The following is a 25,624-nucleotide window of genomic DNA, read 5'->3' as shown; positions in this document are numbered from 1 at the left end:
GCTTTGTACCGGAAATGGATGGTGCCTCCGTGCGGCTGACGTGGGCGGACGACGCCCGGAGGCGGGGGTTGTCGGTGGGCCGGGGCACCATGGAGCGGTGCCCGACGTTCTCGACCGCTTCTCCCCGGCCACCCAGGAGTGGTTCCGGTCCTCCTTTGCCGCGCCCACGGCGGCTCAGGAGGGTGCCTGGGACGCCATCAGCCGCGGCCACCACAGCCTGGTGGTCGCACCGACCGGTTCGGGCAAGACGCTCGCGGCCTTCCTGTGGGCGCTGGACCGGCTGGCCCGCGAGCCGGTCCCGGCCGAGCGCACCCGCCGCTGCCGGGTCCTCTACGTCTCGCCGCTGAAGGCGCTCGCGGTCGACATCGAGCGCAACCTCCGCGCGCCGCTGGCCGGTCTGCGGCACACCGCCGCCCGGCTCGGCCTGCCCGAGCCGCGCATCGACGTGGCCGTCCGGTCCGGTGACACCCCGGCCGAGGAGCGGCGGCGGTTCGCCCGGACCCCCGCCGACGTGCTGATCACCACGCCGGAGTCGCTGTTCCTGCTGCTCACCTCCCAGGCCCGGGAGTCGCTGCGCGGCGTGGAGACGGTGATCGTGGACGAGGTGCACGCGGTCGCGGGCACCAAGCGCGGTGCGCACCTGGCGCTGTCTCTGGAGCGGCTGGACGCGCTGCTCGGCGAGCCCGACCCCGCCACCGCGGACGGAGGCGCCGGCGAGGACGACGAGGCGCCCGGGGCCGCCACCGCGACAGCGCCGTCGTCGTCCGGTCGCCGGGCCCAGCGGATCGGGCTGTCCGCGACCGTACGCCCGGTCGAGGAGGTCGCGCGGTTCCTGGGCGGTGCCGACCCGGTGACGGTGGTCAATCCTCCGTACGCCAAGGAGTTCGACCTGCAGGTGGTCGTCCCCGTGGAGGACATGAGCGAGCTCGGCCGGCCGCTGCCACCGGAGGAGCAGCTGGGCGCGGCGGCCGGCGCCGACCGCCGGGTGTCCATCTGGCCGCACGTGGAGGAGCGGGTCACCGACCTGGTGGCCGCCCAGCGGTCCACGCTGGTGTTCGCCAACTCCCGGCGGCTCGCCGAACGACTCACCGCACGGCTGAACGAGATCGCCGAGGACCGCGCCGAGGAGAGTGCTCAGGATCGCGCGCCGGAGGAGGCGGGCGAGTCCGACCTGTTTCCCAGCGACCTCGTACGACCGCGGGTGATCGGGCGGCCGGCCGAGCTGATGGGCCAGGCAGGTGCGAGCGGAGGTGCCGCTCCCGTTCTGGCCCGCGCCCACCACGGCTCGGTGAGCAAGGAGCAGCGGGCCCTGATCGAGGACGACCTGAAGTCCGGCCGGCTGCCCTGCGTGGTCGCCACCAGCAGCCTGGAGCTGGGCATCGACATGGGCGCGGTCGACCTGGTGGTGCAGGTGGAGGCGCCGCCCTCGGTGGCCAGCGGCCTGCAGCGGGTCGGTCGCGCGGGCCACCAGGTCGGCGCAGTGTCCAGGGGGGTGATCTTCCCGAAGTACCGCGGCGACCTGATCGCCACCGCGGTGGTGACCGAGCGGATGCGCACCGGCTCGATCGAGGCCACGAAGGTGCCGGCCAACCCGCTCGACGTCCTCGCCCAGCAGGTCGTGTCCACGGTGTGCGTGGACACCTGGCCGGTGGACGAGCTGTACGACCTGGTCCGCCGGGCCGCGCCGTTCCACACCCTGCCCCGGTCGGCGTTCGACGCCGTGCTGGACATGCTGGCCGGCCGCTACCCCTCCGACGAGTTCGCCGAGCTGCGGCCCCGGCTGGTGTGGGACCGCGTGGCGGGGACGCTCACCGCCCGGCCCGGCGCCCAGCGGCTCGCGGTGACCAGCGGCGGCACCATCCCCGACCGGGGCATGTTCGGCGTGTTCCTGGTCGGTGAGAAGTCCAGCCGGGTGGGTGAGCTGGACGAGGAGATGGTGTACGAGTCGCGCACCGGCGACGTGTTCACCCTGGGCGCGTCGTCCTGGCGGATCGAGGACATCACCCACGACCGGGTTTTGGTGTCTCCGGCTCCCGGGCAGCCCGGGCGGCTGCCGTTCTGGAAGGGCGACGCGCTGGGCCGGCCGGCCGAGCTGGGCCAGGCGATCGGCGCGTTCGTCCGCAAGCTCGGCCGCCAGTCACCCGACGACGCGCGAGCACAGGTGCGCGCTGCAGGTCTGGACGAGTGGGCGGCCGACAACCTCGTCTCCTACCTCGAGGAGCAGAAGCAGGCCACCCGGCACGTGCCCGACGACCGGACGATCGTGGTCGAGCGGTTCCGGGACGAGCTCGGAGACTGGCGGGTCTGCGTCCACACGCCGTTCGGCGGTGGGCTGCACGCGCCGTGGGCACTGGCCATCGGCGCCCGCCTGCGCGAACGCTACGGCGTCGACGTCCAGGCCGCGCACGCCGACGACGGCATCGTGCTCCGCATCCCCGACACCGACGAGGACCCGCCCGGTGCCGACGTGGTGCTGTTCGAGCCGGAGGAGATCGAGCGGATCGTCACCGACGAGCTCGGCGGGTCGGCGCTGTTCGCGTCCCGGTTCCGCGAGTGCGCCGCCCGTGCCCTGCTGCTCCCCCGCCGCGACCCGCGCCGCCGCACTCCGCTGTGGCAGCAGCGGCAGCGCTCCGCGCAACTGCTGGCCGTCGCCGGCAAGTACGCCTCGTTCCCGATCGTCCTGGAGACCGTGCGCGAGTGCCTGCAGGACGTCTACGACCTGCCCGGGCTGGTCGAGCTGCTCCGCGGTGTGGCCGCCCGCCGGATCCGGGTGGTCGAGGTGGAGACGCAGGAGCCGTCGCCGTTCGCGAAGTCGCTGACCTTCGGCTACATCGCCGCGTTCATGTACGAAGGGGACGCCCCGCTGGCCGAACGCAAGGCCGCGGCGCTGGCCCTGGACAAGTCGCTGCTCGCGGAGCTGCTGGGCACCACCGAGCTGCGCGACCTGCTCGACGCGGAGGTGATCGAGCGGACCGAGACCGAGCTGCAGCGGCTGACTCCCGACCGCCGGTGCCGGGACGCCGAAGGAGTGGCCGACCTGTTGCGGCTGCTGGGCCCGCTGTCCGCGGCGGAGGTCGAGCAGCGCTGCACCGAACCCACCCAGGCGGCCGGCTGGCTCGCCGAGCTGGCCCAGGCCCGCCGGGTGATCGCGTTCCGAGGGCCGGGCCTTGCCGGTGAGGAACGCTGGGCCGCCGTTGAGGACGCCGCGCGGCTGCGCGACGCACTCGGCATCCCGCTTCCGGTCGGGGTGCCGGAGGCGTTCACCGAGCCGGTCGCGGACCCGATGGGTGACCTGGTGGCCCGGTACGCCCGCACGCACGGACCGTTCCACGCCGGGGAGGTCGCGGCGAGGTTCGGGCTGGGCGTCGTCGTGGTCGCCGACACGCTGCGGCGGCTGGCCGGTGAAGGGCGCGTGGTCGAGGGCGCCTTCCGCCCGGCCGGTGAAGCTCCGGCGTCCGGCGGCGGGGCGCAGGGATCAGGGGGTACGGAAGGGACGAACGGCACGGCCGGTGGTGAGGCGCCGGTCGTCCCGGTCGTCCCGGCCGCCCGGTCGGTGGGCACCGGCCACGGCACCGAGTGGTGCGACGCCGGGGTGTTGCGCACCCTCCGCCGCCGCTCGCTGGCTGTTCTGCGCAGCGAGGTCGAGCCGGTCGAGCCCGCCGTCCTCGCCCGCTTCCTCCCCACCTGGCAGCAGGTCGGCGGCCGGCAGCGCGGCACGGACGGCGTGCTGTCGGTGGTCGAGCAGCTGGCCGGCTGCGCGGTGCCGGCGTCCGCGCTCGAACGCCTCGTGCTGGCCACCCGGGTGCCCGACTACTCCCCCGCGATGCTGGACGAACTGACCGCCTCCGGGGAGGTGGTCTGGTCCGGCCACGGCACGCTGCCCGGCACCGACGGCTGGGTGTCGTTGCACCTCGCCGACACCGCCGACCTGACGTTGCCCGACCCCGATCCGGAGTTCGAGCCGAGCCCGGTGCACACCGCGATCCTGGAGGTGCTCGAGTCCGGCGGAGGGTTCTTCTTCCGGCCGCTGTCCAGCGCGGTCCAGACCCGGATCGGCGAGAGTCCGGTGCTCGACGACCAGACGCTGGTGACCGCACTGTGGGACCTCGTGTGGGCCGGACACGTGACCGGCGACACGCTGGCCCCGCTGCGGACGCTGGTGGGCAGCGGCTCCTCGACGCACCGGACCCGGCGCAGCGCGCCCCGGGCCAGGTTCGCCGCCGGACGGTCGGGCCTTCGCGGACGCGGGCGCCCGGCGATGCCGTCGCGGACCGGTCCGCCGACCGCCGCAGGACGCTGGTCGCTGCTGCCCGGGCGCGATCCCGACGCCACCCGGCGTGCGCACGCCGCGGCCGAGGCGCTGCTGGACCGGCACGGCGTGGTGACTCGTGGCGCCGTGATGGCCGAGCGCATCCCCGGCGGATTCGCGGCGGTCTACCAGGTGCTGTCGGCGTTCGAGGAGTCCGGCCGCTGCCGGCGGGGCTATTTCGTCGCCGGCCTGGGCGCGGCGCAGTTCGGTGCGCCCGGCGCCGTCGACCGCCTGCGTGGCATGGGCGACCCGAACGCCGACACCGGTGCGGAGCCCGGCGGGCTGTCCGGCCAGTACGGCCAGGGCGGCCAGTTCGGGCAAGGCGGGCGTGGATCGGGCCGCCGGTCCGCGGACGCGTCCGGCAGGACGCTGGTGCTCGCCGCCACCGACCCGGCCAACCCCTACGGCGCCGCGCTGGCCTGGCCGCCCCGGCCCGACCGCGCACCGGACGACCAGCACGGGCACCGGCCCGGTCGGAAGGCGGGCGCGCTCGTCGTCCTGGTCGAGGGCGAGCTGGTGCTGTACGTCGAACGCGGCGGCCGCACGCTCCTCACCTGGTCGGAGGATCTCCAGGTGCTGCAACCCGCCGTCGACGCGCTCGCGCTCGCCGTCCGTGACGGGGTGCTCGGCAAGCTGACCGTCGAACGCGTCGACGGCGAGGCGATCCTGCGACCGGCCAACCACCCCGACGGCACCACGCCGCTGGCCACCGCGCTGGCCGCGGCCGGCTTCCACGTCACGCCACGGGGCCTGCGGATGCGCGGCTGAACTCAGCCGCGCATCCGAACCCCGGAGGACTGCCGGTCAGCCCATGGCGCGGCCCACGGCGAGCTTGCGGGTGTCCGGCGCGAGCAGCCGCTCGGCGTCGGCGCCCAGGTCGTCGGGCTTGCGCTGCGACTCGCGCTCGGCGGCCACCCGGGCCTGGTAGACCTCCACCTCGTTGCGGGTGCGCGCGTCGTCCCACCCGAGCACGTCCGCGACGAGTTCGGCCGCGGGCTGCGCGGTCTCCGTACCCCGGTGCGGGGTCTCGATGGAGATCCTGGTCCGCCGGGCGAGGACGTCGTCCAGGTGCACCGCCGCCTCGTGCGTGGCGGCGTACCTCGCCTCCACCCGGAGGTACTCCCCCGCGCCGGGCAGCGGCTCCAGCAGGGACGGGTCGTCCTCGGCCAGCGTCATCAGTTCGTCGACCATCGAGCCGTACCGGTCCAGCAGCCGCTGCATCCGCCACACCGGGAGCCCGTGGTCCTCGGCCAGCCGGTCCACCTGGTTGATCAGCGCGTGGTATCCCTCGGCCCCGACCAGCGGGACGTGCTCGGTCACCGACGGCGGGAGTGAGTTCCCGAGGTCGGGCCGAGCCGCGTCGATCGCGTCCTTGGCCATCACCCGGTAGGTCGTGTACTTCCCGCCCGCGATCGAGACCAGGCCGGGCAGGGGCCGGGCCACCGCGTGCTCCCGCGACAGCTGGCTGGTCTGCTCGGACTCACCGGCCAGCAGCGGCCGCAGCCCGGCGTACACGCCCTCGATGTCGTCGTGGGTGAGCGGCACCGACAGGACCTCGTTGACGTGGGCGAGGAGGTAGTCGATGTCGGCGCGGCTGGCCGCGGGGTGGGCGCGGTCGAGGTTCCAGTCGGTGTCGGTGGTGCCGATGATCCAGTGGTTGCCCCACGGGATGACGAACAGCACCGAGCGTTCGGTCCGCAGGATCAGCCCGACCTCGGAGGCGATCCGGTCCCGCGGCACCAGGACGTGCACTCCCTTGGAGGCTCGTACGCGGAACCGCCCCCGCCCGCCGGTGAGGCGCTGCAGGTCGTCGGTCCAGACCCCGGTCGCGTTGATCACGACCTTCGCCCGGATCGTCGTGGTGGCACCGGAGTCGACGTCGCGCACCTCCGCTCCGACCACCCGGCCGCCCTCGTGCAGGAAGCCGGTCACCTCGCTGGAGTTGCGGACCGCGGCGCCGTAGCGGGCGGCGGTGCGCACCACCGTGAGCGTGTGGCGGGCGTCGTCGGCCTGCGCGTCGTAGTAACGCACCGCGCCGACCAGCGCGTCCTGACGCAGCCCGGGGCTGAGCTTGAGCGCACCGGTCCGGCTGAGGTGCCGGTGGGCGGGCACCGAGCGGCCGCGGCCCATGGTGTCGTAGAGGATCAGGCCGGCGCCGACGTACGGGCGTTCCCACAGCCGGTGCTGCAGCGGGTACAGGAACTCCACCGGCTTGACGAGGTGCGGCGCGATCCGGGTGAGCATGAGCTCGCGTTCGCGCAACGCCTCGGCGACCAGCCCGAAGTTCAGCTGTTCGAGGTAGCGCAGGCCGCCGTGGAAGAGCTTGCTGGACCGGCTGGACGTGCCGCTGGCGAAGTCGCGTGCCTCGACCAGGGCGGTGTTCAGCCCGCGCGTCACGGCGTCCAGCGCGGAACCGGCACCGGTCACGCCGCCACCCACCACGAGCACGTCGAACTGCTCGGCACCGAACCGGTCCCAGGCCTCGGCGCGTTCCTGCGGGCCCAACTTCCCGGAACTACTCACAACCAACTCCTCAGCCGATACGTGGACAGCGGACTCAAGCGGACACCTGCCGACCCCGATATCCGGGAATCACGCAGGATCGCAGAAGTCGGGGACTTTCGCGACAGCCGGTACGGCGGCGGGCAGGATCGGGCAGTGACGTTCGGCAGGCTCGTGGTCCGGGCCGCCGCTCGGCCGGCGTCCGTCGCGTGCCGCCGCCCGGAAGGGTCCTTCGATGTGGACGATCGTCGTCTCGGAGACGCTGGGGACGATGATGCTGACCCTGCTGGGTTGCTCGGCGGGGGCGAACGTGCTGCTGAAGAACACCTTCGGACACCGGGGCGGCTGGTTGCTGGTCAGCCTCGGCTGGGGTCTCGGCATCTTCGTCGGCGTGTACGTCGCCTTCGCCAGCGGCGCGCACCTGAATCCAGCGGTGACGTTCGGCATCGTCGTCGACGGCGCGCCGAGCTTCGCGCCGGGCATCCCGGTGACGCCCGTGAACACCCTCGCCTACCTGGTCGGGGAGTTCCTGGGCGCGTTCCTCGGCGCGGTGCTGTGCTTCCTGGCGTACCGGCTGCACTTCGAACACAGCGAGACCGAAGCCGACAAGCTGGCGGTCTTCGCCACCGCGCCCCGTTATCGTGCCTACGCATGGAACGTCGTGACCGAGGCGATCGCGACCTTCGTCCTGGTCTACGTCGTTCTGGTGCTCGGGCGCACGCCGTCCGGGCTCGGCCCGCTGGCCGCGGCGCTGGTGGTCGTGGGAATAGGCGCGTGCCTGGGCGGCCCGACCGGCTTCGCGATCAACCCCGCCCGCGACCTCGGCCCACGCTTCGCCCATGCCGTTCTTCCTATCAAAGGCAAGGGCGAAAGCGACTGGCAGTACGCCTGGGTGCCGGTGGTGGCGCCGCTGGTCGGAGGCCTCGTCGCGGGGCTGCTCGCCCGGGTCGCGTCCTGACATGCCACCTCCCCACCCGGCCCCGGCCCACCTACGCCGGTTCTACGTACGCTACCCCCGCACCATTTCAACCCAGTGGGAGCTCACATGACCGACTACGTCGCAGCCATCGACCAGGGAACGACCAGCACCCGGTGCATGATCTTCGACCATGCGGGTCAGGTCGTGAGCGTGCACCAACTGGAGCACGAACAGATCTTCCCCCGCGCGGGTTGGGTCGAACACAACGCGGAGGAGATCTGGCGCAACACCCGGCAGACGGTGGCCGGCGCGCTGGCCGGCGCCGACCTCACCGCCGCCAACGTGGCCGCGGTCGGCATCACCAACCAGCGGGAGACGGCTCTGGTGTGGGACCGCGCGACGGGCAAGCCGGTCTACAACGCGATCGTGTGGCAGGACACCCGCACCGACCGGATCTGTGAGCAGCTCGGCGCGCTGGGCGGAGGGGCCGAGCGCTACCGCGACCGCACCGGCCTGCCGCTCGCGACGTACTTCTCCGGCCCGAAGGTGCGCTGGATCCTGGACAACGTGGAGGGCGTCCGCGAACGCGCCGAGCGCGGCGAGCTGATGTTCGGCACGATGGACAGCTGGCTGCTGTGGAACATGACCGGCGGCACCGACGGCGGTCTGCACATCACCGACGTGACGAACGCGTCGCGGACGATGCTGATGGACATCGCGAGCCTGCAGTGGGACGAGAACATCGCCGAGGAGATGGGCATCCCGTTGTCGATGCTGCCGGAGATCCGGCCGTCGTCGCAGGTGTACGCGGAGGGCCGGCGCGGCGGCTCGCTGCCCGGTGTGCCGATCGCCGGCATCCTCGGTGATCAGCAGGCGGCGACCTTCGGCCAGGTCTGCTTCGAGGTCGGCACGGCGAAGAACACCTACGGCACCGGCAACTTCCTGCTGCTGAACACCGGCACCGAACGCGTGATGAGCCAGAACGGCCTGATCACCACGGCCTGCTACCAGATCGGCGACAACGCACCCGTCTACGCGCTGGAGGGATCGATCGCGGTCACCGGTTCGCTGGTGCAGTGGATCCGGGACAACCTCGGCCTGATCGGCAAGGCGGAGGAGATCGAGACGCTGGCCCGCTCGGTCGACGACAACGGCGGCGCGTACTTCGTCCCGGCGTTCTCGGGACTGTTCGCGCCGTACTGGCGTTCCGACGCGCGGGGTGCCCTGGTCGGCCTGACCCGCTACGTCAACAAGGGCCACATCGCCCGAGCCGTTCTCGAGGCCACGGCGTACCAGACCCGCGAGGTCGTCGACGCGATGAACGCCGACTCCGGTGTCACCCTGACCGAGCTCAAGGTCGACGGCGGCATGGTGGTCGACGAGCTACTGATGCAGTTCCAGTCCGACATCCTCGACGTGCCGGTGGTCCGCCCGCAGGTGGCCGAGACCACCGCACTCGGTGCGGCGTACGCGGCGGGCCTGGCGGTCGGGTACTGGTCCGGCGAGGACGACCTGCGCCGCAACTGGCAGGAGGACAAGCGCTGGACGCCGAAGATGGACGCCAAGGTGCGCGAGCGCGACTACGCACGCTGGAAGAAGGCGGTCACCCGGACGTTCGACTGGGTGGACGACGAGGACTGACCCGCCGGCACGTTCGTCCCTGGCGGCCCCGTGCCGTCAACCAGGAGTTGGCGCGGGCAACCCCGCCTTGCTTGCTCGATCGCAACCCCGGCCTTGCCTTGGCGCACCGCGGGCAAGGCGGGTTGCGCCCCGGTCACCACCGGCCGCGGTGCACCACCTCGTCCGTGCCGCGCCGACCGCGCCGCAGCGACGGCGAACGCCGGTCCGGTGCCCGGTGCCCGAGCGCGACCACGCCGATCGGCAGGTGGTCCTCCGGTACGCCGAACTCACGACGGAACGCCGGGATGCGTTCGGGCGGAATGCCGAAGAAGCAGGCGCCGAGCCCCTCGTCGGTGACGGTGAGGAGCATCAGCAGCGCGGCCATGCCGGTGTCGATGTCCCAGTACGGCACCGGCCACCGCGACTCGTCCCGGTCGGTCCAGCCCTTGTCGGGTTCGGCGTACCGGTCGAGATAGGCGCGCTTGCACGACAGCGGCACGATCAGCACCGGTGCCCGGCGCAGGCCCTGTGACCAGGAGTCGGAGCCGGCACCCTCCGGCGTGGCCGCGACCCAGAAGCGCTCCACGTCGGCCGGCTGGTCCAGCACCAGGAACCCCCAGCCCTGGCTGAAGCCGGCGGACGGGGCGTGCAGCGCGTTGTCCAGGACGCGTTCGACCACGGCCGGGTCCACGGGGCGGGGATCGAAGTTGCGCACCATCCGGCGGCGGCGTACGACGTCTGCGAAGTCCATGCCCGCCAGCATGGCCCACGCCCCGGGCCGTGCCGATCCCAGCCTCGGCCCGGGACCGAGCGTCGACGCGCCGGGAACGCGGGTGGGCTCGCGGTCGGGAAGAATGCGGCCCATGACCGACCTGCGGATCTGTTTCGTCGGTGACTCCTACACCGCCGGGGTGGGCGACCCCGAAGGCCTCGGCTGGGTGGGCCGGGTCGCCCGGGAGACCCTGCGCGGGGGCCGGGACCTCACCTTCTACAACCTCGGCGTCCGGCGGGACACCTCACGCGACATCCAGGCGAGGTTCGCCGCCGAGGTCACCTCGCGCCAGGCCGCCGGCTGCGACAACCGCGTCGTCTTGTCCTTCGGGACCAACGACACCGCGCTGGAGGCGCGCGAGGGAGGCGCCGAGCGGGTGCCGAGCGTCGGCACGCTCGCCGTGCTGGCCGACCTGCTGGAGTGGACCCGGCGGCGCGGGCTGGCCACGCTCGTGGTCGGCCCGCCCGCGCTGACCGACGACTCCCACAACGAGCGGCTGCTGGCGTTGACCGTGCTGATGCGGGAGCTCACCGCCCGGCGCCGTGTGCCGTTCGTCGCACTCACCCAGGCGTTCGCCGAGGACACCCGGTGGCGGGCCGAGCTGGCCATCGGCGACGGCGCCCACCCGCGTGCCGTCGGCTACGAACTGCTCGCCCGGCGGGTCCTCGACTCGGGCTGGTGGGACTGGCTGGACTCCCCCGCGACGGTGCCCGATTCCGCGGCGGTGCCCGATACCGCCACGGTGCCCGGGGTGCCCGGGGTGCCCGGGGTGTCCGGTGCCTGAGGGCGACACTGTCTGGCTGACGGCCAGGCGGCTGGGGGTGGCACTGGCCGGGCAGCGGCTGACGCACGCCGACCTGCGAGTGCCCCAGCACGCCACCGCCGACCTCGCCGGCCGGACGGTGACCGAGGTGCTCGCCCGCGGCAAGCACCTGCTGATCCGGATCGAGCCGGACCTGACGCTGCACACCCACCTGGGCATGGACGGTTCCTGGCGGTTGTTCCCGGCCGGTACGGCGTTCCCGGGGCCACGCGAACCCGTCCGCGTGGTGCTGGCCACCGACCGCGCCGTCGCCGTCGGCCGGAGCCTGGCCAGGGTCGACCTCGTACCCACCGACCGGGAGGACACGCTCGTCGGCCACCTCGGACCGGACCTGCTCGGCCCGGACTGGGACCAGGCCGAGGCGGTCCGCCGGCTGGCCGAGCAGCCCGACCGCACCATCGGCGAGGCGCTGCTGGACCAGCGCAACCTCGCCGGCATCGGCAACCTCTACCGCGCCGAGGTGCTGTTCCTGCGTGGCGTACCACCGACCGCCCCGGTGTCGGCGGCCGGCGACCTCACCCGGATGGTCCGGCTGGCCCGCCAGCTGCTGTGGGTCAACCGCGAGCATCCCGAACAGGCCACCACCGGCGATCTGCGGAGGGGACGCGGGCACTGGGTGTACGGCCGGGCCGGTGAACCATGCCGGCGGTGCCGGACCCGGATCCGGCGGGGCGAGCTGGGCCCGCCCGGCCAGGAACGGGTGACGTTCTGGTGCCCGCACTGCCAACCCGATCCCGCGGGGTCCCGGCCCGGCTGACGGGCGTACTACTCCCCCGTCACCCCGTCGGTGAGTTCGCGAACGATGTCGAGGTGGCCGTTGTGCCGGCACGTCTCCTCGACCATGTGGTGCAGGATCCAGCGAAGCGTCACGCCCTCCTCGCCGGGACGGCGCGGAGCGGCGCGGTGGTCCAGGGAGAACACGGCGGCGATCTCCCGTGAGCGCGCGACCTGCTTGTCGTACGCGGCGAGCAGGTCGGCGAGCGGCACGTCGGGAGACGGGCGCCACTCGGCGTCGGGGTCGGCGGGATCGACCGGCGCGGCGCCGGCCTCGCCGAGGAGTACGCGCTCGAACCAGTAGCTCTCCACCCAGCGGAGGTGGGACACCAGGCCGGCCGCGGTCATCAGCGGCGATGTCGGCACGGGGGCGTTGTGGGCGCCCTCCTGGGTCAGGCCGGCGCACTTAACCGCCACGGTCGCACGGTGGAAGGCGAGCCAGGACTCGAGCATGCCGCGCTCGTCCGCGGCATGAGGTGGGTCCTCGCGCGGAGGATCCGCGCGCGGCGGGTCCTGGGGTGGATCCGGGCGTGATGGTTCGTCGGGGCCGGAACCAGCCACCATCAGGCGGCTACGACGACGTCACGGTCGGCGTCGGTCGGCTCGATCCTCGAGGTGTCCAGTCGGGGCCCGTCGATCCGGTTGGCGGCGATCCGCTTGGACGTGACCTTCCGGATCACCTGCTGACGGGGCGCGGCGGTGAGGACGCTACGGGTCTGCGCCTTGTCGATCTCGTCGCTGACCTCACGCAACACGTCGGACAGCGGGACGTCCAGGGCGGTACAGATCGCGGCCAGCAGCTCGCTGGAGGCTTCCTTCTGACCGCGTTCGATCTCGGAGATGTAGCCCAGACTCACCCGGGCGTCGAGGGACACCTCGCGGAGAGTGAGCCCGCGGCGTAGGCGCTGGCGGCGGAGTACGCCACCCAGCAGGTGACGAACCAGGACCATTGGTGGCTCCCCTCGGTGTCCCTTCGTAGTGGTATCCGGCGTCGAATGGTCTGACACCGGACAACCGGGCAGTGGGCTGAACCCACCGTACCCGCCTTCGTACCCCGGTGACGACTCCGCACGCCCAGGACACGGAACGGATTGATCAGCTGGTGCGTGGCGTGGCCTGGAGTACGTCCAGGAGGAGCTCCAGAGCGGCGGTCACCGTGGACCGCCGGATCTGCTCCCGGTCGCCCCGGAGCCGCAGCCGTTCGCCCCGCGTACCACCGGGTCCCGCGCAGGCCACGTCGACCGTGCCGACCGGCTGGTCACCGTGCGGTTCGGGTCCGGCGACGCCGGTGGTGGCCAGTCCGTAGGTGGCCCCGAGCCGGTCGCGGACCCCCTCGGCCATCGCCCGGGCAGTGCTCGGGTGAACCGGTCCGTGTTCGGCCAGCTGGCCGGCGTCCACGCCGAGCAGAGAGGCCTTCAGATCCACGGCGTACGACACGACGCCGCCGCGGTAGGTGGCCGAGGATCCGGCCTGGTGGGTGAAGGCCGCACCCAGGAGTCCACCGGTCAGGGACTCCGCGGTGGCGGCGGTGGCGTGCTGCCGCTGAAGGAGTTCGTGGCAGCGGCCGGCCAGGACCTCCGCCGACGCCGCGCTCGACCCGTTCGTCCCGGCCTCGCTCGTCCCGGGTGCGCTCGTCCCGGTTGCGGCACTGCTTTCCGATCCCACCGGACTCCCCTCCGACGTCGACGTCACGCGGCCCGCGACCGGCGGGACCGCAGCACCTTCCACAGGTAGTCCACGCCGGTCACCACGGTGACCACCAGGGCCGCCGCCATCACCACAACCGCCGCGATGTGCACCGGACCGCCGTACGGCAGCAGGTACAACGTGATCGCCACGGTCTGCAGCACGGTCTTGGCCTTGCCGCCCCGGCTGGCCGCGATCACCTGCGACCGGATCACCAGGAACCGCAGCAGAGTGATACCCACCTCGCGGACGAGCACCACGACCGTCACCCACCAGGGCAGCTCGCCGAGGATCGACAGCCCGACCAGGGCCATCCCCATCAGCGCCTTGTCCGCGAGCGGGTCGGCGATCTTCCCGAAGTCGGTGACGAGGTTGTAGCGGCGGGCGAGCTCGCCGTCGAACCGGTCGGTCAGGGCCGCGAGCAGGAAGACCGCGAGCGCGGCGAACCGGTGGGTGGTGTCGGTGCCGTTGTCGTACAGCAGCAGCCAGCCGAACACCGGGACCATCACCACGCGGAGCGCGGTCAGGACGTTGGGGCCGTTCCAGACACTGGGCGAGGCCTTCGGAACTTCGGTCACCGTACGCCTCCCCGAGACCTCAACGACCCGCACCCGGAAGGGCCTCCGCCACGAGGTCCACACCCTCGGTGTCCACCACCAGGGCACGGACGAAATCTCCCACACCGACGCCGTTGACGCCGAGCACCCGGATGGTGCCGTCGACCTCGGGCCCCTGGTGCGCGGCGCGGCCCTCGACCGAGCCGCCCCTCCGGTCGTCCGAGTCGTCCGAGTCGTCCGAGTCGTCTGGGTCGACGGACTCGACCAGCACGTCGACGACCTCCCCGATCCGGTCCTCGGCCCGCTGCGCGGTGAGCTCCTCGGCCAGCTCACCGACCCGGGCGGCCCGCGCGGCTATCTCGTCCTCGTCCAGCTTGCCGTCGTAGCCGAGCGCCTCCGTACCGTCCTCGTCGGAGTAGCCGAACACGCCCACCACGTCCAGCCGGGCGGCCTCCAGGAACCCGCACAGCTCCTCGACGTCCGCCTCGGTCTCGCCCGGGAAGCCGACGATGACGTTGCTGCGGATGCCGGCCTCCGGCGCGACGGCGCGGATCTGCTCGATCAGGCCGAGGAAACGTTCGGTGTCGCCGAACCGCCGCATCCGGCGCAGGACGGTGGGGCTCGCGTGCTGGAACGACAGGTCGAAGTACGCCGCGACGCCCGGCACGGTGGCCATCGCCTCGACCAGGCCGGGGCGCATCTCGGCCGGCTGGAGGTAGGACACCCGGACCCGCTCGATCCCGTCGACGGCGGCCAGGGCGGGCAGCAGGCTCGTCTCCAGCAGCCGCAGGTCGCCGAGGTCCTTGCCGTACGACGTGGAATTCTCGCTGACCAGGAACAGCTCGCGGACGCCGTGCCCGGCGAGCCATTCCGCCTCGGCGAGAACGTCCTCCGGCGGACGGGAGATGAACGCGCCCCGGAACCGCGGGATCGCACAGAACGCGCAGCGCCGGTCGCAGCCGGACGCGAGTTTCAGTGGCGCGACGGGTCCGCCGCCGAGCCGCCGCCGGTGTACGCGGGGACCCGAGGCCGGGGCGATGCCGGCCGGCAGGTCCGGCGTCAGGTCGGCCGCCGCCGGGCGAGAGTCCGGCGTCACCACCCGGTGGCCGGGAACCACCGCGCCGCCGGCACCGGCGGAGTCCGCGGCGGCCGAACCGCGCGCGGCCGGTGAGATGGGGAGCAGCTTGCGCCGGTCGCGCGGGGCGTGCGGCACGTGCGGGGCGCCGGTGAGGATCGTGCGTACGCGGTCGGCGATGTCGGGGTAGTCGTCGAAGCTCAGCACGGCGTCCGCCTCGGGCAGCTCCCGCGCCAGCTCCTCGCCGTAGCGCTCGGCCAGGCAGCCCACGGCGACCACCGCCTGCGTACGCCCGCCCTCGGACTTCAGGTCGGCGGCACCGAGCAGCTGGTCCACCGAGTCCTTCTTCGCGGTCTCGATGAAGCCGCAGGTGTTGACCAGAACGGCGTCGGCGGACTCGGCGTCCTCGACGAGGGTGAAGCCGCCCTCGGCCAGTCGGCCGGCGAGCTCTTCGGAGTCGACCTCGTTGCGGGCGCAGCCGAGCGTGACGACGGCCACGGTGGTGGTCGTTTCGGGGGCCACGTCGGCGGTCGGGTGGGCATGGGAAGGCGCAGTCATCGCGGCCCATCCTCGCTTACCGGAGCTCGACCTGCGATCCCGGCGTCCCTCGCGCGCCGGTCCCGCCATCCGTACGCGGGTTCCGGGCGGGTTCCGGGCGGGGTTCAGATCGATCTGGCGGGGGTCCTCGTAGGCGTACCTTATCGATTGTCGATACGTCGTTCCCGGCAAATCCGGCCGTCTCGACGACGGTTCGACCAGCCACGCCCCAGCCAGGTTTTGGTACGCCGTGCTCTAACGACGGGGGATCAGCATGACCGGGCGCGTTCGCGACGTCCGCGACACAAGCGCCGAACCGGACCAACGTCCCAGCGAGACCGGCGCCACCATCACGGTCGCGGTACGAGGGGCCGCCGCGGCGCCTGGACTGCCTCCCTTGCCGAGGTGTTCCGGCGGGGACGCCTGATGAGCCGGGACGTGGAGGGGCTGGTGTGAGGGCGGCCCGTGGCGGACCTGACGACGGTGACGGTGACGCCGGCGAGGGTCACCGGGTGGAGTGCCGGCTGGACGAACCCCTCGCCCGGCGCGGAATGACCGTCACCCAGCTTGCCCGCCGGGTCGGCGTCACCGTCGTCAACCTGTCCGTACTGAAGAACAACCGGGCCAGGGCGGTGCGCTTCTCCACGCTCACCGCCCTGTGCGACGCGCTCGACTGCCAGCCCGGTGACCTGTTCCGGGTCGTGCCCGACCGGCCGGATCAGCCCGCCGGCAGGGCCTCGCCCTGATCCGACTGATCCGCCTGAGCCCACGCGGCCCCGTCCTGACCCGCCCGGGCCGACGCGGAGCCGTTCCGACCGGCCCGGCCCTCGCGCCCCACGCCCTCCATCAGCCCGCGGATGTAGCCGAGCGCGAACAGCCGTCCGTACAGCGAGTAACCGGGGTTGACGTTGCTGTCCCCCTCCACCGTCGGCACGTGGTCGGGCCGCATCGGCCCGTCGAAGCCCACCTCGCGGTAGGTGCGCAGGCATTCGTACAGGTCGGTCGGGCCGTCGTCGTGCCAGGTCTCGACGAAGTTCTCCACGGTGCCGCGGACGTCGCGGAAGTGGACGAAGAAGATCTTCCCCTGCTCTCCGAACTTCCGGATGGCGGCCGGGATGTCGTCGGTCATAAGCCGGAAGTTGCCCTGGCACAGCGTGACGCCGTTCACCGGGCTCGGCACCAGGTCGAGCAGCCGCTGGAAGTTGTCCACGCTGCGCATGATCCGGCCCACGCCGCGGACCGGGGAGATCGGCGGGTCGTCCGGATGCATGGCCAGCTTGACGCCCGCCTTCTCCGCGACCGGAACCACCCGGCGCAGGAAGTACTCGAGGTTCTCCCAGAGCTCGTCCTCGCTGATCGGTCCCGCCTCCACCGGCGGCGCCTGCTGCATCAGCGCGTGGTCGTACCCGCTCACCAGCGAACCGCCGCGGGAGGGTACGGCGGTGTCGGTACGCAGCCAGTTGAAGTCGCTCATCCACTCGTAGCACCACACCGGGATGCCGAGCCGGCCCATGTTCGAAAGCAGCGTGCACACCGCGTCGATCTCGGCGTCCCGTCCGGGCAGCCCGCGCTTGGCGTTCGCCAGTGGCGGCCGGGCCTCGATGACGGCCAGCCGCAGACCGGCGTTCTCGTACCGCTTCTTCATCGACAGCAGCGGGAGGTAGTCCCAGGGCGCGTCGGTGCCGCGCCGGTCCGCGCCGATGGTCTGCGGAAGTCCACCGACCGCCCACCCGACGCCGGCCTGGACCACGAGCCGGGCCAACGGTGCGGCCTCGGGTGCGGACGGAACCATTTCTGCGAGCTTCATGCCAACCCTTCCGGTCGTACGCCGGCGTCCTGGCAGATCTTGCGATCCGTGATGGGTACTGGTCCCCCGCGCCGGCGTGCTACCCGTCGTGGGACCAGCCGAGCACCCTCGCGGCCTTGCCGCAGTCGTAGAAACCCTGCTGCCCGGACAGCTCTGTCCGGACCTCCGCGTCGGGGTAGAAGCGCTGCCGCAGGTCGGCGGAGTCCAGCGCGCTGGTGGTGGTCGGCGCGACCACGAAGAACGCCTCGTGCCCGGTGAAGTCGGCGGTCAGCCCGAGCAGGCAGGCCCGCGAGGCCGCCTCCAGTCCGACCCAGCCCCACAGGTGCTTGGCCTCGAAGGCGAGCCGCTCCTCGTCCCGGGGCTCCAGCGCTGGCGGCTGCGGGGTGATGCCGTGGAAGCGGAGACTGGCGACCGTGAGGCCGGGCTCCAGGCGTACGAGCGCGTCCGCCTGCTGCTCACCGAGCCACTTCGACAGGCTGTAGGCGTCCTCGGCGTACGTCGGATGCGCCTCGTCGACCGGCAGGTAGTCGTAGTGGGCCTGCTTGCTGTAGATGCCGCCGATCGCGTTGATGCTGGAGGCGCACACGACCCGGCGGATGCCGAGCTCTACCGCCGCGCGCAGCGCGTGGTAGTTGCCGAGCACGTTCGTGGCGTGGACGAGGTGGTCCGGCGTGCCGCCCGGGCCGGGGATCGCGGCAAGGTGCACGAGCGCGTCGGCCTGGGCGGCCGTCAGGCGTTCGAGCAGGTTGTCGTAGCGGGTGACGTCGACGTCCACGACAGGAACCGTCAGCGTCCCGAACGCGGCCCGGACGTCGGGCTCATCCGCGGGTTGCTCGGTGACGCGGTCCAGCGCGACGACCTCGTGCCCCTCCTTGAGCGCGGCGGCCACCACTCCCCTGCCCAGCCGGCCGTTCGCCCCGGTCACCGCAATGCGCACGCCACCACTCCTCGCGTTCTCGCTGTGGGACGACCCTCGTCGGTTGTCCCTGGCGACATGATCGCGGGCCTGGTCTCTCGGGGGTACGCCGGGGCCCCACGCCGGTCGGCCGGGATCGGCACCTCTGCCTGGCAAGAGCGCCGCCCGAGACCGAGCCCGCGGATTCTTCCGCGGAGAATCCGGGCCGTAGATTCTTCCGCGGAAGAATCTACGGCCCGGATTCTCGTGAGCGGACCTACTCCGACCCGGGCTCGCCCTCGCCGCGAAGGATGATCAGGAAGCCCTCGAGGTCCTCCGGCTTGACCAGCACGTCGCGCGCCTTCGACCCCTCGCTCGGACCGACCACGCCGCGGCTTTCCAGGATGTCCATCAGCCGGCCGGCCTTGGCGAACCCGACCCGCAGCTTGCGCTGCAACATCGACGTGGACCCGAACTGCGTCGACACGATCAGCTCGGCGGCCTGCACCACGAGGTCCATGTCGTCGCCGATGTCGTCGTCGAGGTCCTTCTTGGCGCCCGGCGCGGCGGTGACGTCCTCGCGGTACGTCGGCTGCAGCTGGGTCTTGCAGTGCTCGACGACCTTGTGGATCTCGCTCTCGCTGACCCACGCGCCCTGGATCCTTATCGGTTTGCTGGCTCCCATCGGCAGGAACAGCCCGTCGCCCTGACCGACCAGCTTCTCCGCGCCGGGCTGGTCGAGGATGACCCGGCTGTCGGCCATGCTGGACGTCGCGAACGCCAGCCGGGACGGCACGTTGGCCTTGATCAGTCCGGTCACCACGTCGACCGACGGCCGCTGGGTGGCCAGCACCAGGTGGATTCCCGCGGCCCGGGCCAGCTGGGTGATCCGGACGACCGAGTCCTCCACGTCGCGCGGGGCGACCATCATCAGGTCGGCCAGCTCGTCGACGATGACGAGGAGATAGGGGTACGGCGCGAGGACGCGTTCGCTGCCCGGAGGCGGGGTGACCTTGCCCGTGCGGACGGCCTTGTTGAAGTCGTCCAGGTGCCGGAACCCGAAGGCCGCCAGGTCGTCGTAGCGGCGGTCCATCTCCGACACCACCCACTGCAGGGCCTCGGCGGCCTTCTTCGGGTTGGTGATGATCGGGGTGATGAGGTGCGGGATGCCCTCGTAGACGCTCAGCTCGACCCGTTTCGGGTCGACCAGGATCGCGCGTACCTCGTCCGGCGTGGACCGCATCAGGATCGAGGTGATCATCGAGTTGATGAAGACCGACTTGCCGGATCCGGTGGCGCCCGCGACGAGCAGGTGCGGCATCTTCGCCAGGTTGGCGACGACGAAGCCACCCTCGACGTCCTTGCCGAGCCCGGCCAGCATCGGATGGTGGTCTCCGCGCGCGACGTTCGAGCGGAGCACGTCGCCGAGGCTGACGGTCTCCTTGTCGGTGTTGGGGATCTCCACCCCGATCGCGGACTTGCCCGGGATCGGCGACAGGATCCGCACGTCGGTGCTGGCCACCGCGTAGGCGATGTTCTTGCTGAGCGCGGTGACCTTCTCCACCTTGACGGCGGGGCCGAGCTCGACCTCGTACCTCGTCACCGTCGGCCCGCGGGTGTAGCCGGTCACCTGGGCGTCGATCTCGAACTGCTCCAGCACCTCGGTCAGCCGGTCGACGATCGCGTCGGAAGCCTTGGTGCGCGCCTTGTGGGCCGAACCCGGGGCGAGTACCTCGTTGGCCGGCAGGGTGTACGTCACGTCGCCGGACAGGGCGAGCTGCTCGACCCGCTGCGGCAGCGGGCTGTGCGGCGGCGGCTCGCTCTGCTTGCCGTCGCCGTCGTCCTTTCCGGACGCGGCCCCGGCGGCGGCCGCCGCGGCCGCGCCAGCTCCGGTGGCCGCAGCGGCGCCGGCACCGGAGGACTTGGCGTCGCCGGCGGGCTTGCCCTTACCGCGTTTGCCGAGCTCGCGGCCCTCCAGCACCGGGCTGTCGTACGGGTGGTCGCCGGTGAAGCCGGACTCGTCGCCGTCCTCGCCCTTGGCGGACGCACCGACCCGCCGCCGGGACCGCGACCGGCGCAGCGGCTGGGTCGGCGCGTCCCCCTTCACGTCGGTCTCGCCGTCGGCCCCGTCGGCGTCCTCGCCGGTGTCCTTACGGAGGATGTGATGGTTCCAGACGTCCCGGAGCCGCTCGGGCAGCGCGTGCAGCGGCGTGCCGCCCACCACGACCACACCGAACAGCGTCAGCAGGATCAACAGCGGAACGGCGACGTACACGGTGAGCAGATCAGCCGGGAGCGACGACATCACGAAGCCGATGGCGCCGCCGGCGTGTTCCAGGCTCTGGATGCCGTTGGTGGGACGGGGCAGGCCGTCCTTGATGTGGACCAGGCCGAGGCCGCCGCCCAGGATCGCCGCCCACCCGATCGCCTGCCGGCCGCCGGGGCCGTTGCGGTCGGGGTGGCGCAGCGTCCGCCAGGCGACCAGAGCGAGCAGGATCGGGATCGACCAGTCGAGCACGCCGACGGTGCCGGCGACCACCCCGCGGACCGCCCTGCCGACGTCGTTGGGCATCCGCCACCAGACCGCGGCCGCGACCACGATCGCCAGGCCGACGAACGCCAGACCGACGCCGTCGCGGCGGAGCTCGGGGTCGAGCTCACGCGCGCTCGACCCCATCCGCCGGACGATCCCGCCGAACAGGTGCGCGATGCCGAGCCAGATCCCGGCGACCAGCCGGACGATCCCGGTCAGCAGCTGACCGAGGACGCTGCCCACCGAACCCGAGCTCTTCCCCCGGGGTGGCGGGCGTCTGGCCTGGGCCTTCTTCGCCGGAGCCTTCTTGGCCGGAGGCTTCTTACCGGACCCGCCGGAACGGCCCGACCGCGCCGGCGCCGGGGACGCCGAACGGGTGCGGGTGCCGGTGCGCGTGTCCGAACGTGCCGGGCCCGCCGTGCGGGATTGTCCCCGGCGTACGGGGGAAGACGTCCGGGCCATGGTCAACGAGACTACGGGATCACGTCGGCTCCCTCACGCCTCACACGCCGCGAGCGGCCCTCCGAACCGCCCTCCGGCCCGCTCCGCGACCGGCCGATCGCGACCGCTCGGGCGTACAGGCCGACCGCCGGGAGTACGAGCAGACCGGTCACCGCCAGCGCGGCACGGATGCCGACCCGCTCGCCGACCAGCCCGACCGGCGGGCCGCCGAGGATCTGACCGGCCGCGTCGACCTGGCCCGACATCGAGAACACCGTCGCCCGGGTGCGCTGCTCGGTGTTCGCCACCAGCCAGCTCGCCACCAGCGGGTGGCACACCGACCGCAGCAGGCCCACCAGGACGCTCGCCGTCGCGGCGAGCCAGAACTCACCGGCCGCCGCGAACACCAGCACCCCCGCGACCACGCCGAGCTGAGCGACCACCAGCATCGTGCCGAGCCGCCTGGGACGCGACGGGTCGAGCCGGCGCCGAACGACCTCGGTGACCGCGACCGAGCCGAGCAGGCCGACGACGCTGAACACGCCGAACCACACCACCGGCGTGAACAGCGACGGGAACCGCAGGTTCTCCAGGAAGTGCGCCTGCTGCAACCGGTCCCAGCCCTCCCCGCCGAGGCCGAGGAACAGCCCGGCGGCGAGCAGGCACACCAGGACCGGCCGGCCGCGCACCACCCGCGCACCGGCGACGAACTGCCCGCGCATCGCGACGAACGACCCCCGCTCGGCGGGTGCGGCCGGCTCGAAGGAACGCTCCGGCATCACGAATACCAGCGTGACGCCCAGCAGCAGCCACACCGCGGCGCCGGCGACGATCGGGACGTTCAGGCCGACCCCGGCGAGCAGGACGCCGGCACCGATGCCCGCGACGGTGGCCACCTGGCCGACCTGGGCACCCCGGGTGAACACCCCCGGCGCCCGGTCCTCGCCGAGCTCACCGCTCACCCAGGCCTCCTCGGCGCCGTCGACACAGGTGGAGCCGATGCCCCACACGACGTTGCCGATCACGATGGCGAGAAAGGCGGGGACGATCCCCTCGAGGAGGGTGCCGGTCCCGATGAGCAGGTAGCCGACGATCACCGAGAGCCGGCGGCTGTACAGGTCGGCGATCACCCCGGTGGGCACCTGCGCGAGGAAGCAGGTGACCTCCAGGACGGTGCCCACGAGGACGAGCTCGAGGGGACCGAGGCCGACGGTCTGGATCTGGTAGACGAGGTTGAGGGTGAACGCGCAGGCACCGGCGAAGGAACCGAGCCCGCGGATCAGGAGGTAGACGGCGTACGCGCGCATACGTGGAACTCCGGACGCGAGGAAGGGACGGGCGAACAGCCCTCCGGCGTCGAGTGAGTCGACATGGCGCGGGCGCGGGCGAACGCAGCCGGCGAACCAGCGTGCGGACGCCGAACGTGAGAACGCGGTCGGGCACCGGCGGGCGAGAGATCTCGCCGCCGGTCAGGACGGAGCCGGCAGGTCAGCGAGGGGTCGCCGACATACCCTTCGTCACGGCACCGGAGGTCGGAGACGTGGTGCTGGCTCGCATGCGCTGAGTCCTCTCGCTCGGCCGGGCGCCGCGGGCAGCGGCGGTACGTCGCGGGACGGCTGGGAACCGGACCGCCCGGGCAGCGCGAGGATAGCGCTCCGACCCCTCGGTCGCATCCGGATCTGCCGCCCTCGGCGGGCCGGCCCGGGCGGAGCGAGATTTCCTCCTCACGCAGGATCACGGGCCGACCCTCGGACGTTCATCCTGTGCGGGGGCCCGGCAGCCGCCCGGACCGGTCGGTCCGGTGCCCAGACGAGGCCGGGGACACGAGGGAGGACGACAGATGACCAAGCCAGGAGTGGTCGGTTCGACGCAGGCCGCACCCGCCACGGAGTCCACCAGATTCACCAGGCTCACCACGGCGGACCCCGACGGCGAGGTGCCGGCTCTGGGCACCGAGTACTTCCAGGACCCGGAGGCGGTGCACGCGGCCCTGCGCGAACAGGGCCCGGCCCGCAAGGTCGTACTCCCCCACGGCTGGGAGACCTGGATCGTGACCAGGTACGACGAGGCCCGGGCCGCGCTCGCCGACCCCCGGCTGCTGAAGAACGGCCGGGTGCTGGACCAGTACATGGACCCCGAGCAGCTCGGTGACGAGATGGTCTTCGCCGAGGCGCTGCGGGCGCACATGCTGAGCTCGGACCCGCCCGACCACACCCGGCTTCGCAAGCTCGTCAACAAGGCGTTCACCTCCCGCCGGGTCGAGGCACTCCGCCCCCGGATCGAGGCGATCACCGAGGAGCTCCTGGACGCCATGGCCGCGCGCGGAGCGGACGGCGAGCCGGTGGACCTGATCGACGCGTTCGCGTTCCCGCTGCCGATGACGGTGATCTGCGAGCTGCTCGGCGTTCCCTTCGAGGACCGCGAGGACTTCCGTACCTGGTCGGCGGTCGTGCTCGCCGACGACCCGACCGACGACGAGGTGCGCACCGCGTCCCACGCCATGGCCGCCTACCTCAGCCAGCTGATCGCGGCCAAGCGCGCCAACCCCGGGGAGGACCTGCTCACCGGCCTGGTGCAGGCCCGCGACGACAACGACCGGCTGGACGAGTACGAGCTGATCGCGATGGCGTTCCTGCTCCTCGTCGCCGGGCACGAGACGACCGTCAACCTGATCGGCAACGGCGTCCTCGCCCTGCTGCGCAACCCCGACCAGCTCGACCGGCTGCGTGCAGACCCGTCCCTGGTGGGCGGGGCGGTCGAGGAGTTCCTGCGCTACGACGGGCCGATCAACCTCGCCACCATGCGGTTCACCTCCGAACCGGTGCAGCTGGGTGACGTGGAGATCCCGCGCGGACAGTTCGTGCTGGTGTCACTGGCCTCGGCCAACCACGACGAGAGCAGGTTCCCCGGGGGCGGGCAGCTCGACGTCACCCGACGGGGCGGCGGGCACCTGGCGTTCGGCCACGGGATCCACTACTGCGTGGGCGCGCCGCTGGCCCGGCTGGAGGCGGAGGTGGCGTTCCGCCGGATGCTCGACCGCTTCCCCGACCTGTCGCTCGGAATCGATTCCGACGAGGTGCGGTGGCGGCATAGCAGCCTCATCCATGGCGTGGAAAGCCTTCCCGTACGCCTGTCCTGACCGCGGCGGCCGGGCATGGCCGGTTTCCGCACGACCGCGCTGGTTGTCGGTGATCTTGGGTAGGGTCGGCGCGCGCCCTGGTAGCTACGGAACGGAGATCCATGCGCGTCGCCGGCATCGACGTCTGGGTTGTCAACGTCCCCTTGACAACCACGTTCGCCAGCAGCTTCGAGTCGAAGGCCGGCACCACCCGCACGGTGGTCCGCGTCCGCGACGACGACGGGCTGGAGGGCTGGGGCGAGACCATGCACGGCCGGCCGACGGCGGCGCTGGTCGACCGGATCAAGGACCAGTTCGTGGGTGCCGACCCGCGGGCGAGCGCGACCATCCGGCGTACGTGCGCGATGGTGCCGTTCTTCTACGGCTACATCGGTTACTGCGCGCTGGCCGGGCTGGAGATGGCGTTCCTCGATCTCGCCGGCAAGGCCGCCGGGGTGCCACTGCACCTGCACCTCGGCGGCGCGGTCCGCGACGTCGTACCCCTCACCGGGCTGCTCACCCGCGGCGCCGCCGGTGACGTGGCCCGCGCCGACCAGCCCGCGGTGCTCGCCGACAAGGCGGCCGAGATCGTGGCGGCGCACGGGTTCACCGCGCTGAAGTTCAAGGGATCCACCGACGCGCGGTTCGACGTGTCGGTGATGGAGGCGCTGCGAGCGAAACTGCCCGGCACCGCGCTGCGGGTGGACCCCAACGCCGTGTGGTCGGTTCCGGAGTCGGTGTGGGCGGGCCGGCGCCTCGACGCCCTCGACCTTGAGTACCTCGAGGACCCGTGCGCGGGCCTGGAGGGGATGGCGCAGGTCCGCGCGCAGATCGCCACTCCCCTCTGCACCAACATGTGTGTCGTACGCGAGGAGGACCTCGCCCCCGCGGTGCGGATGGGTGCGGTCGACATCATCCACGCCGACGTGCACAAATGGGGCGGCGTGGGCCCGACGATGAACCTCGCCGCCACCTGCCGGGCGTTCGGCCTCGGCCTGAACTTCCACAGCGGCGGCGAACTGGGTATCTCCACCGCATGCCATCTCCAGGTCGCCGCGGCACTCGACCGGCTGGACCATGCCGTGGACGCGATGTACTACCTCGCCGACGGCGACGTGCTGACCGAGCGCATCGAACTGTCCGACGGAAGCCTGCCGGTACCCCAGGGTGCCGGCCTCGGCGTCGACGTCGACCTCGACCGGCTCCTCCACTACGCCCGCCGCAACGAGAAGGAGGGCGACCACACGCCGTGAGGT

The 25,624-nt window shown here is 72.4% G+C and carries 18 protein-coding genes and 1 pseudogene; 8 read left to right on the top strand and 11 right to left on the bottom strand.

The annotated features are described in order from the left end of the window. Positions 1–97: 97 nt before the first annotated feature. Positions 98–5,077, top strand: a complete 4,980-nt coding sequence (locus ABZV93_RS15245) for a DEAD/DEAH box helicase (RefSeq protein ID WP_354935477.1) — start codon at positions 98–100, stop codon at positions 5,075–5,077. Positions 5,078–5,113: 36 nt separating this feature from the next. On the opposite strand, the gene ABZV93_RS15240 is transcribed toward ABZV93_RS15245, so the two are convergent. Continuing rightward, positions 5,114–6,832, bottom strand: a complete 1,719-nt coding sequence (locus ABZV93_RS15240) for a glycerol-3-phosphate dehydrogenase/oxidase (protein WP_354935474.1) — start codon at positions 6,830–6,832, stop codon at positions 5,114–5,116. Between the two features lie 214 nt (positions 6,833–7,046). On the opposite strand from ABZV93_RS15240, the gene ABZV93_RS15235 reads away from it, so the two are divergent. Further along, entirely contained in the window at positions 7,047–7,769 is a 723-nt protein-coding gene (locus ABZV93_RS15235) for an MIP/aquaporin family protein (protein WP_354935472.1), read from the top strand. Between the two features lie 87 nt (positions 7,770–7,856). Then, positions 7,857–9,371 carry a glycerol kinase GlpK gene (gene glpK, locus ABZV93_RS15230; RefSeq protein WP_354935469.1) on the top strand — a complete coding sequence of 505 codons (1,515 nt, stop codon included), beginning with the start codon at positions 7,857–7,859 and terminating at the stop codon, positions 9,369–9,371. A 133-nt stretch (positions 9,372–9,504) separates the two neighbouring features. Here the strand turns inward: glpK and ABZV93_RS15225 are convergent, their stop codons facing one another. After that, positions 9,505–10,101: a nitroreductase family protein gene (locus ABZV93_RS15225; RefSeq protein WP_354935466.1), complete on the bottom strand. Its 597-nt coding sequence runs from the start codon at positions 10,099–10,101 to the stop codon at positions 9,505–9,507. 112 nt (positions 10,102–10,213) lie between these two features. Between ABZV93_RS15225 and ABZV93_RS15220 the strand changes: the two genes are divergently transcribed. Both ABZV93_RS15220 and ABZV93_RS15215 read left to right on the top strand, forming a co-directional pair. Further along, positions 10,214–10,906 carry a GDSL-type esterase/lipase family protein gene (locus ABZV93_RS15220; RefSeq protein WP_354935463.1) on the top strand — a complete coding sequence of 231 codons (693 nt, stop codon included), beginning with the start codon at positions 10,214–10,216 and terminating at the stop codon, positions 10,904–10,906. Continuing rightward, entirely contained in the window at positions 10,899–11,702 is an 804-nt protein-coding gene (locus tag ABZV93_RS15215; protein WP_354935460.1) for a DNA-formamidopyrimidine glycosylase family protein, read from the top strand. Before ABZV93_RS15220 ends, ABZV93_RS15215 begins: the two co-directional genes overlap by 8 nt. 8 nt (positions 11,703–11,710) lie before the next feature. Here the strand turns inward: ABZV93_RS15215 and ABZV93_RS15210 are convergent, their stop codons facing one another. From ABZV93_RS15210 to rimO, 5 genes and pseudogenes are all read right to left on the bottom strand, one after another. After that, positions 11,711–12,172, bottom strand: a complete 462-nt coding sequence (locus tag ABZV93_RS15210) for a DinB family protein (RefSeq protein ID WP_354935457.1) — start codon at positions 12,170–12,172, stop codon at positions 11,711–11,713. A gap of 263 nt (positions 12,173–12,435) precedes the next feature. Next, a pseudogene (locus ABZV93_RS15205) lies at positions 12,436–12,669 on the bottom strand (helix-turn-helix transcriptional regulator); the annotation flags it as partial. 145 nt (positions 12,670–12,814) lie between these two features. Continuing rightward, positions 12,815–13,384 carry a CinA family protein gene (locus tag ABZV93_RS15200; protein ID WP_354935454.1) on the bottom strand — a complete coding sequence of 190 codons (570 nt, stop codon included), beginning with the start codon at positions 13,382–13,384 and terminating at the stop codon, positions 12,815–12,817. Positions 13,385–13,407: 23 nt separating this feature from the next. Continuing rightward, a complete protein-coding gene (gene pgsA, locus ABZV93_RS15195) occupies positions 13,408–13,983 on the bottom strand; it encodes a CDP-diacylglycerol--glycerol-3-phosphate 3-phosphatidyltransferase (RefSeq protein WP_354935451.1) in 576 nt (191 codons plus the stop codon). Positions 13,984–14,002: 19 nt separating this feature from the next. Next, positions 14,003–15,595, bottom strand: coding sequence for a 30S ribosomal protein S12 methylthiotransferase RimO (rimO, locus tag ABZV93_RS15190; RefSeq protein ID WP_354935448.1), 1,593 nt, complete (start codon positions 15,593–15,595; stop codon positions 14,003–14,005). A 491-nt stretch (positions 15,596–16,086) separates the two neighbouring features. Between rimO and ABZV93_RS15185 the strand changes: the two genes are divergently transcribed. Further along, a complete protein-coding gene (locus ABZV93_RS15185) occupies positions 16,087–16,320 on the top strand; it encodes a helix-turn-helix transcriptional regulator (protein ID WP_354935669.1) in 234 nt (77 codons plus the stop codon). Here the strand turns inward: ABZV93_RS15185 and ABZV93_RS15180 are convergent. The 4 genes from ABZV93_RS15180 to ABZV93_RS15165 form a co-directional block, all read right to left on the bottom strand. After that, on the bottom strand, positions 16,293–17,381 hold the full coding sequence (locus tag ABZV93_RS15180; RefSeq protein ID WP_354935445.1) for a mannonate dehydratase: 1,089 nt from the start codon (positions 17,379–17,381) through the stop codon (positions 16,293–16,295). The two genes, ABZV93_RS15185 and ABZV93_RS15180, sit on opposite strands and share 28 nt — an antisense overlap. Before the next feature lie 79 nt (positions 17,382–17,460). Further along, on the bottom strand, positions 17,461–18,318 hold the full coding sequence (locus ABZV93_RS15175) for an NAD(P)-dependent oxidoreductase (RefSeq protein ID WP_354935442.1): 858 nt from the start codon (positions 18,316–18,318) through the stop codon (positions 17,461–17,463). A 235-nt stretch (positions 18,319–18,553) separates the two neighbouring features. Then, on the bottom strand, positions 18,554–21,271 hold the full coding sequence (locus ABZV93_RS15170; RefSeq protein ID WP_354935439.1) for a DNA translocase FtsK 4TM domain-containing protein: 2,718 nt from the start codon (positions 21,269–21,271) through the stop codon (positions 18,554–18,556). A gap of 11 nt (positions 21,272–21,282) precedes the next feature. Continuing rightward, positions 21,283–22,557, bottom strand: a complete 1,275-nt coding sequence (locus tag ABZV93_RS15165) for an MFS transporter (protein WP_354935436.1) — start codon at positions 22,555–22,557, stop codon at positions 21,283–21,285. Between the two features lie 533 nt (positions 22,558–23,090). Here ABZV93_RS15165 and ABZV93_RS15160 point away from each other — a divergent pair. Together ABZV93_RS15160 and ABZV93_RS15155 are read left to right on the top strand one after the other, a co-directional pair. Further along, complete coding sequence (locus ABZV93_RS15160; RefSeq protein ID WP_354935433.1) at positions 23,091–24,389, top strand: cytochrome P450; 1,299 nt, start codon at positions 23,091–23,093, stop codon at positions 24,387–24,389. 101 nt (positions 24,390–24,490) lie between these two features. Then, positions 24,491–25,621, top strand: a complete 1,131-nt coding sequence (locus tag ABZV93_RS15155; protein ID WP_354935430.1) for an enolase C-terminal domain-like protein — start codon at positions 24,491–24,493, stop codon at positions 25,619–25,621. The last annotated feature ends 3 nt before the right edge of the window (positions 25,622–25,624 follow it).

This window comes from Actinopolymorpha sp. NPDC004070 (genome assembly GCF_040610475.1).
In the GTDB taxonomy this organism is placed as follows: Bacteria; Actinomycetota; Actinomycetes; order Propionibacteriales; family Actinopolymorphaceae; genus Actinopolymorpha.
The sequence above is the reverse complement of the archived record's forward strand: the minus strand, read 5'-3'. Positions and strand labels throughout refer to the sequence as shown.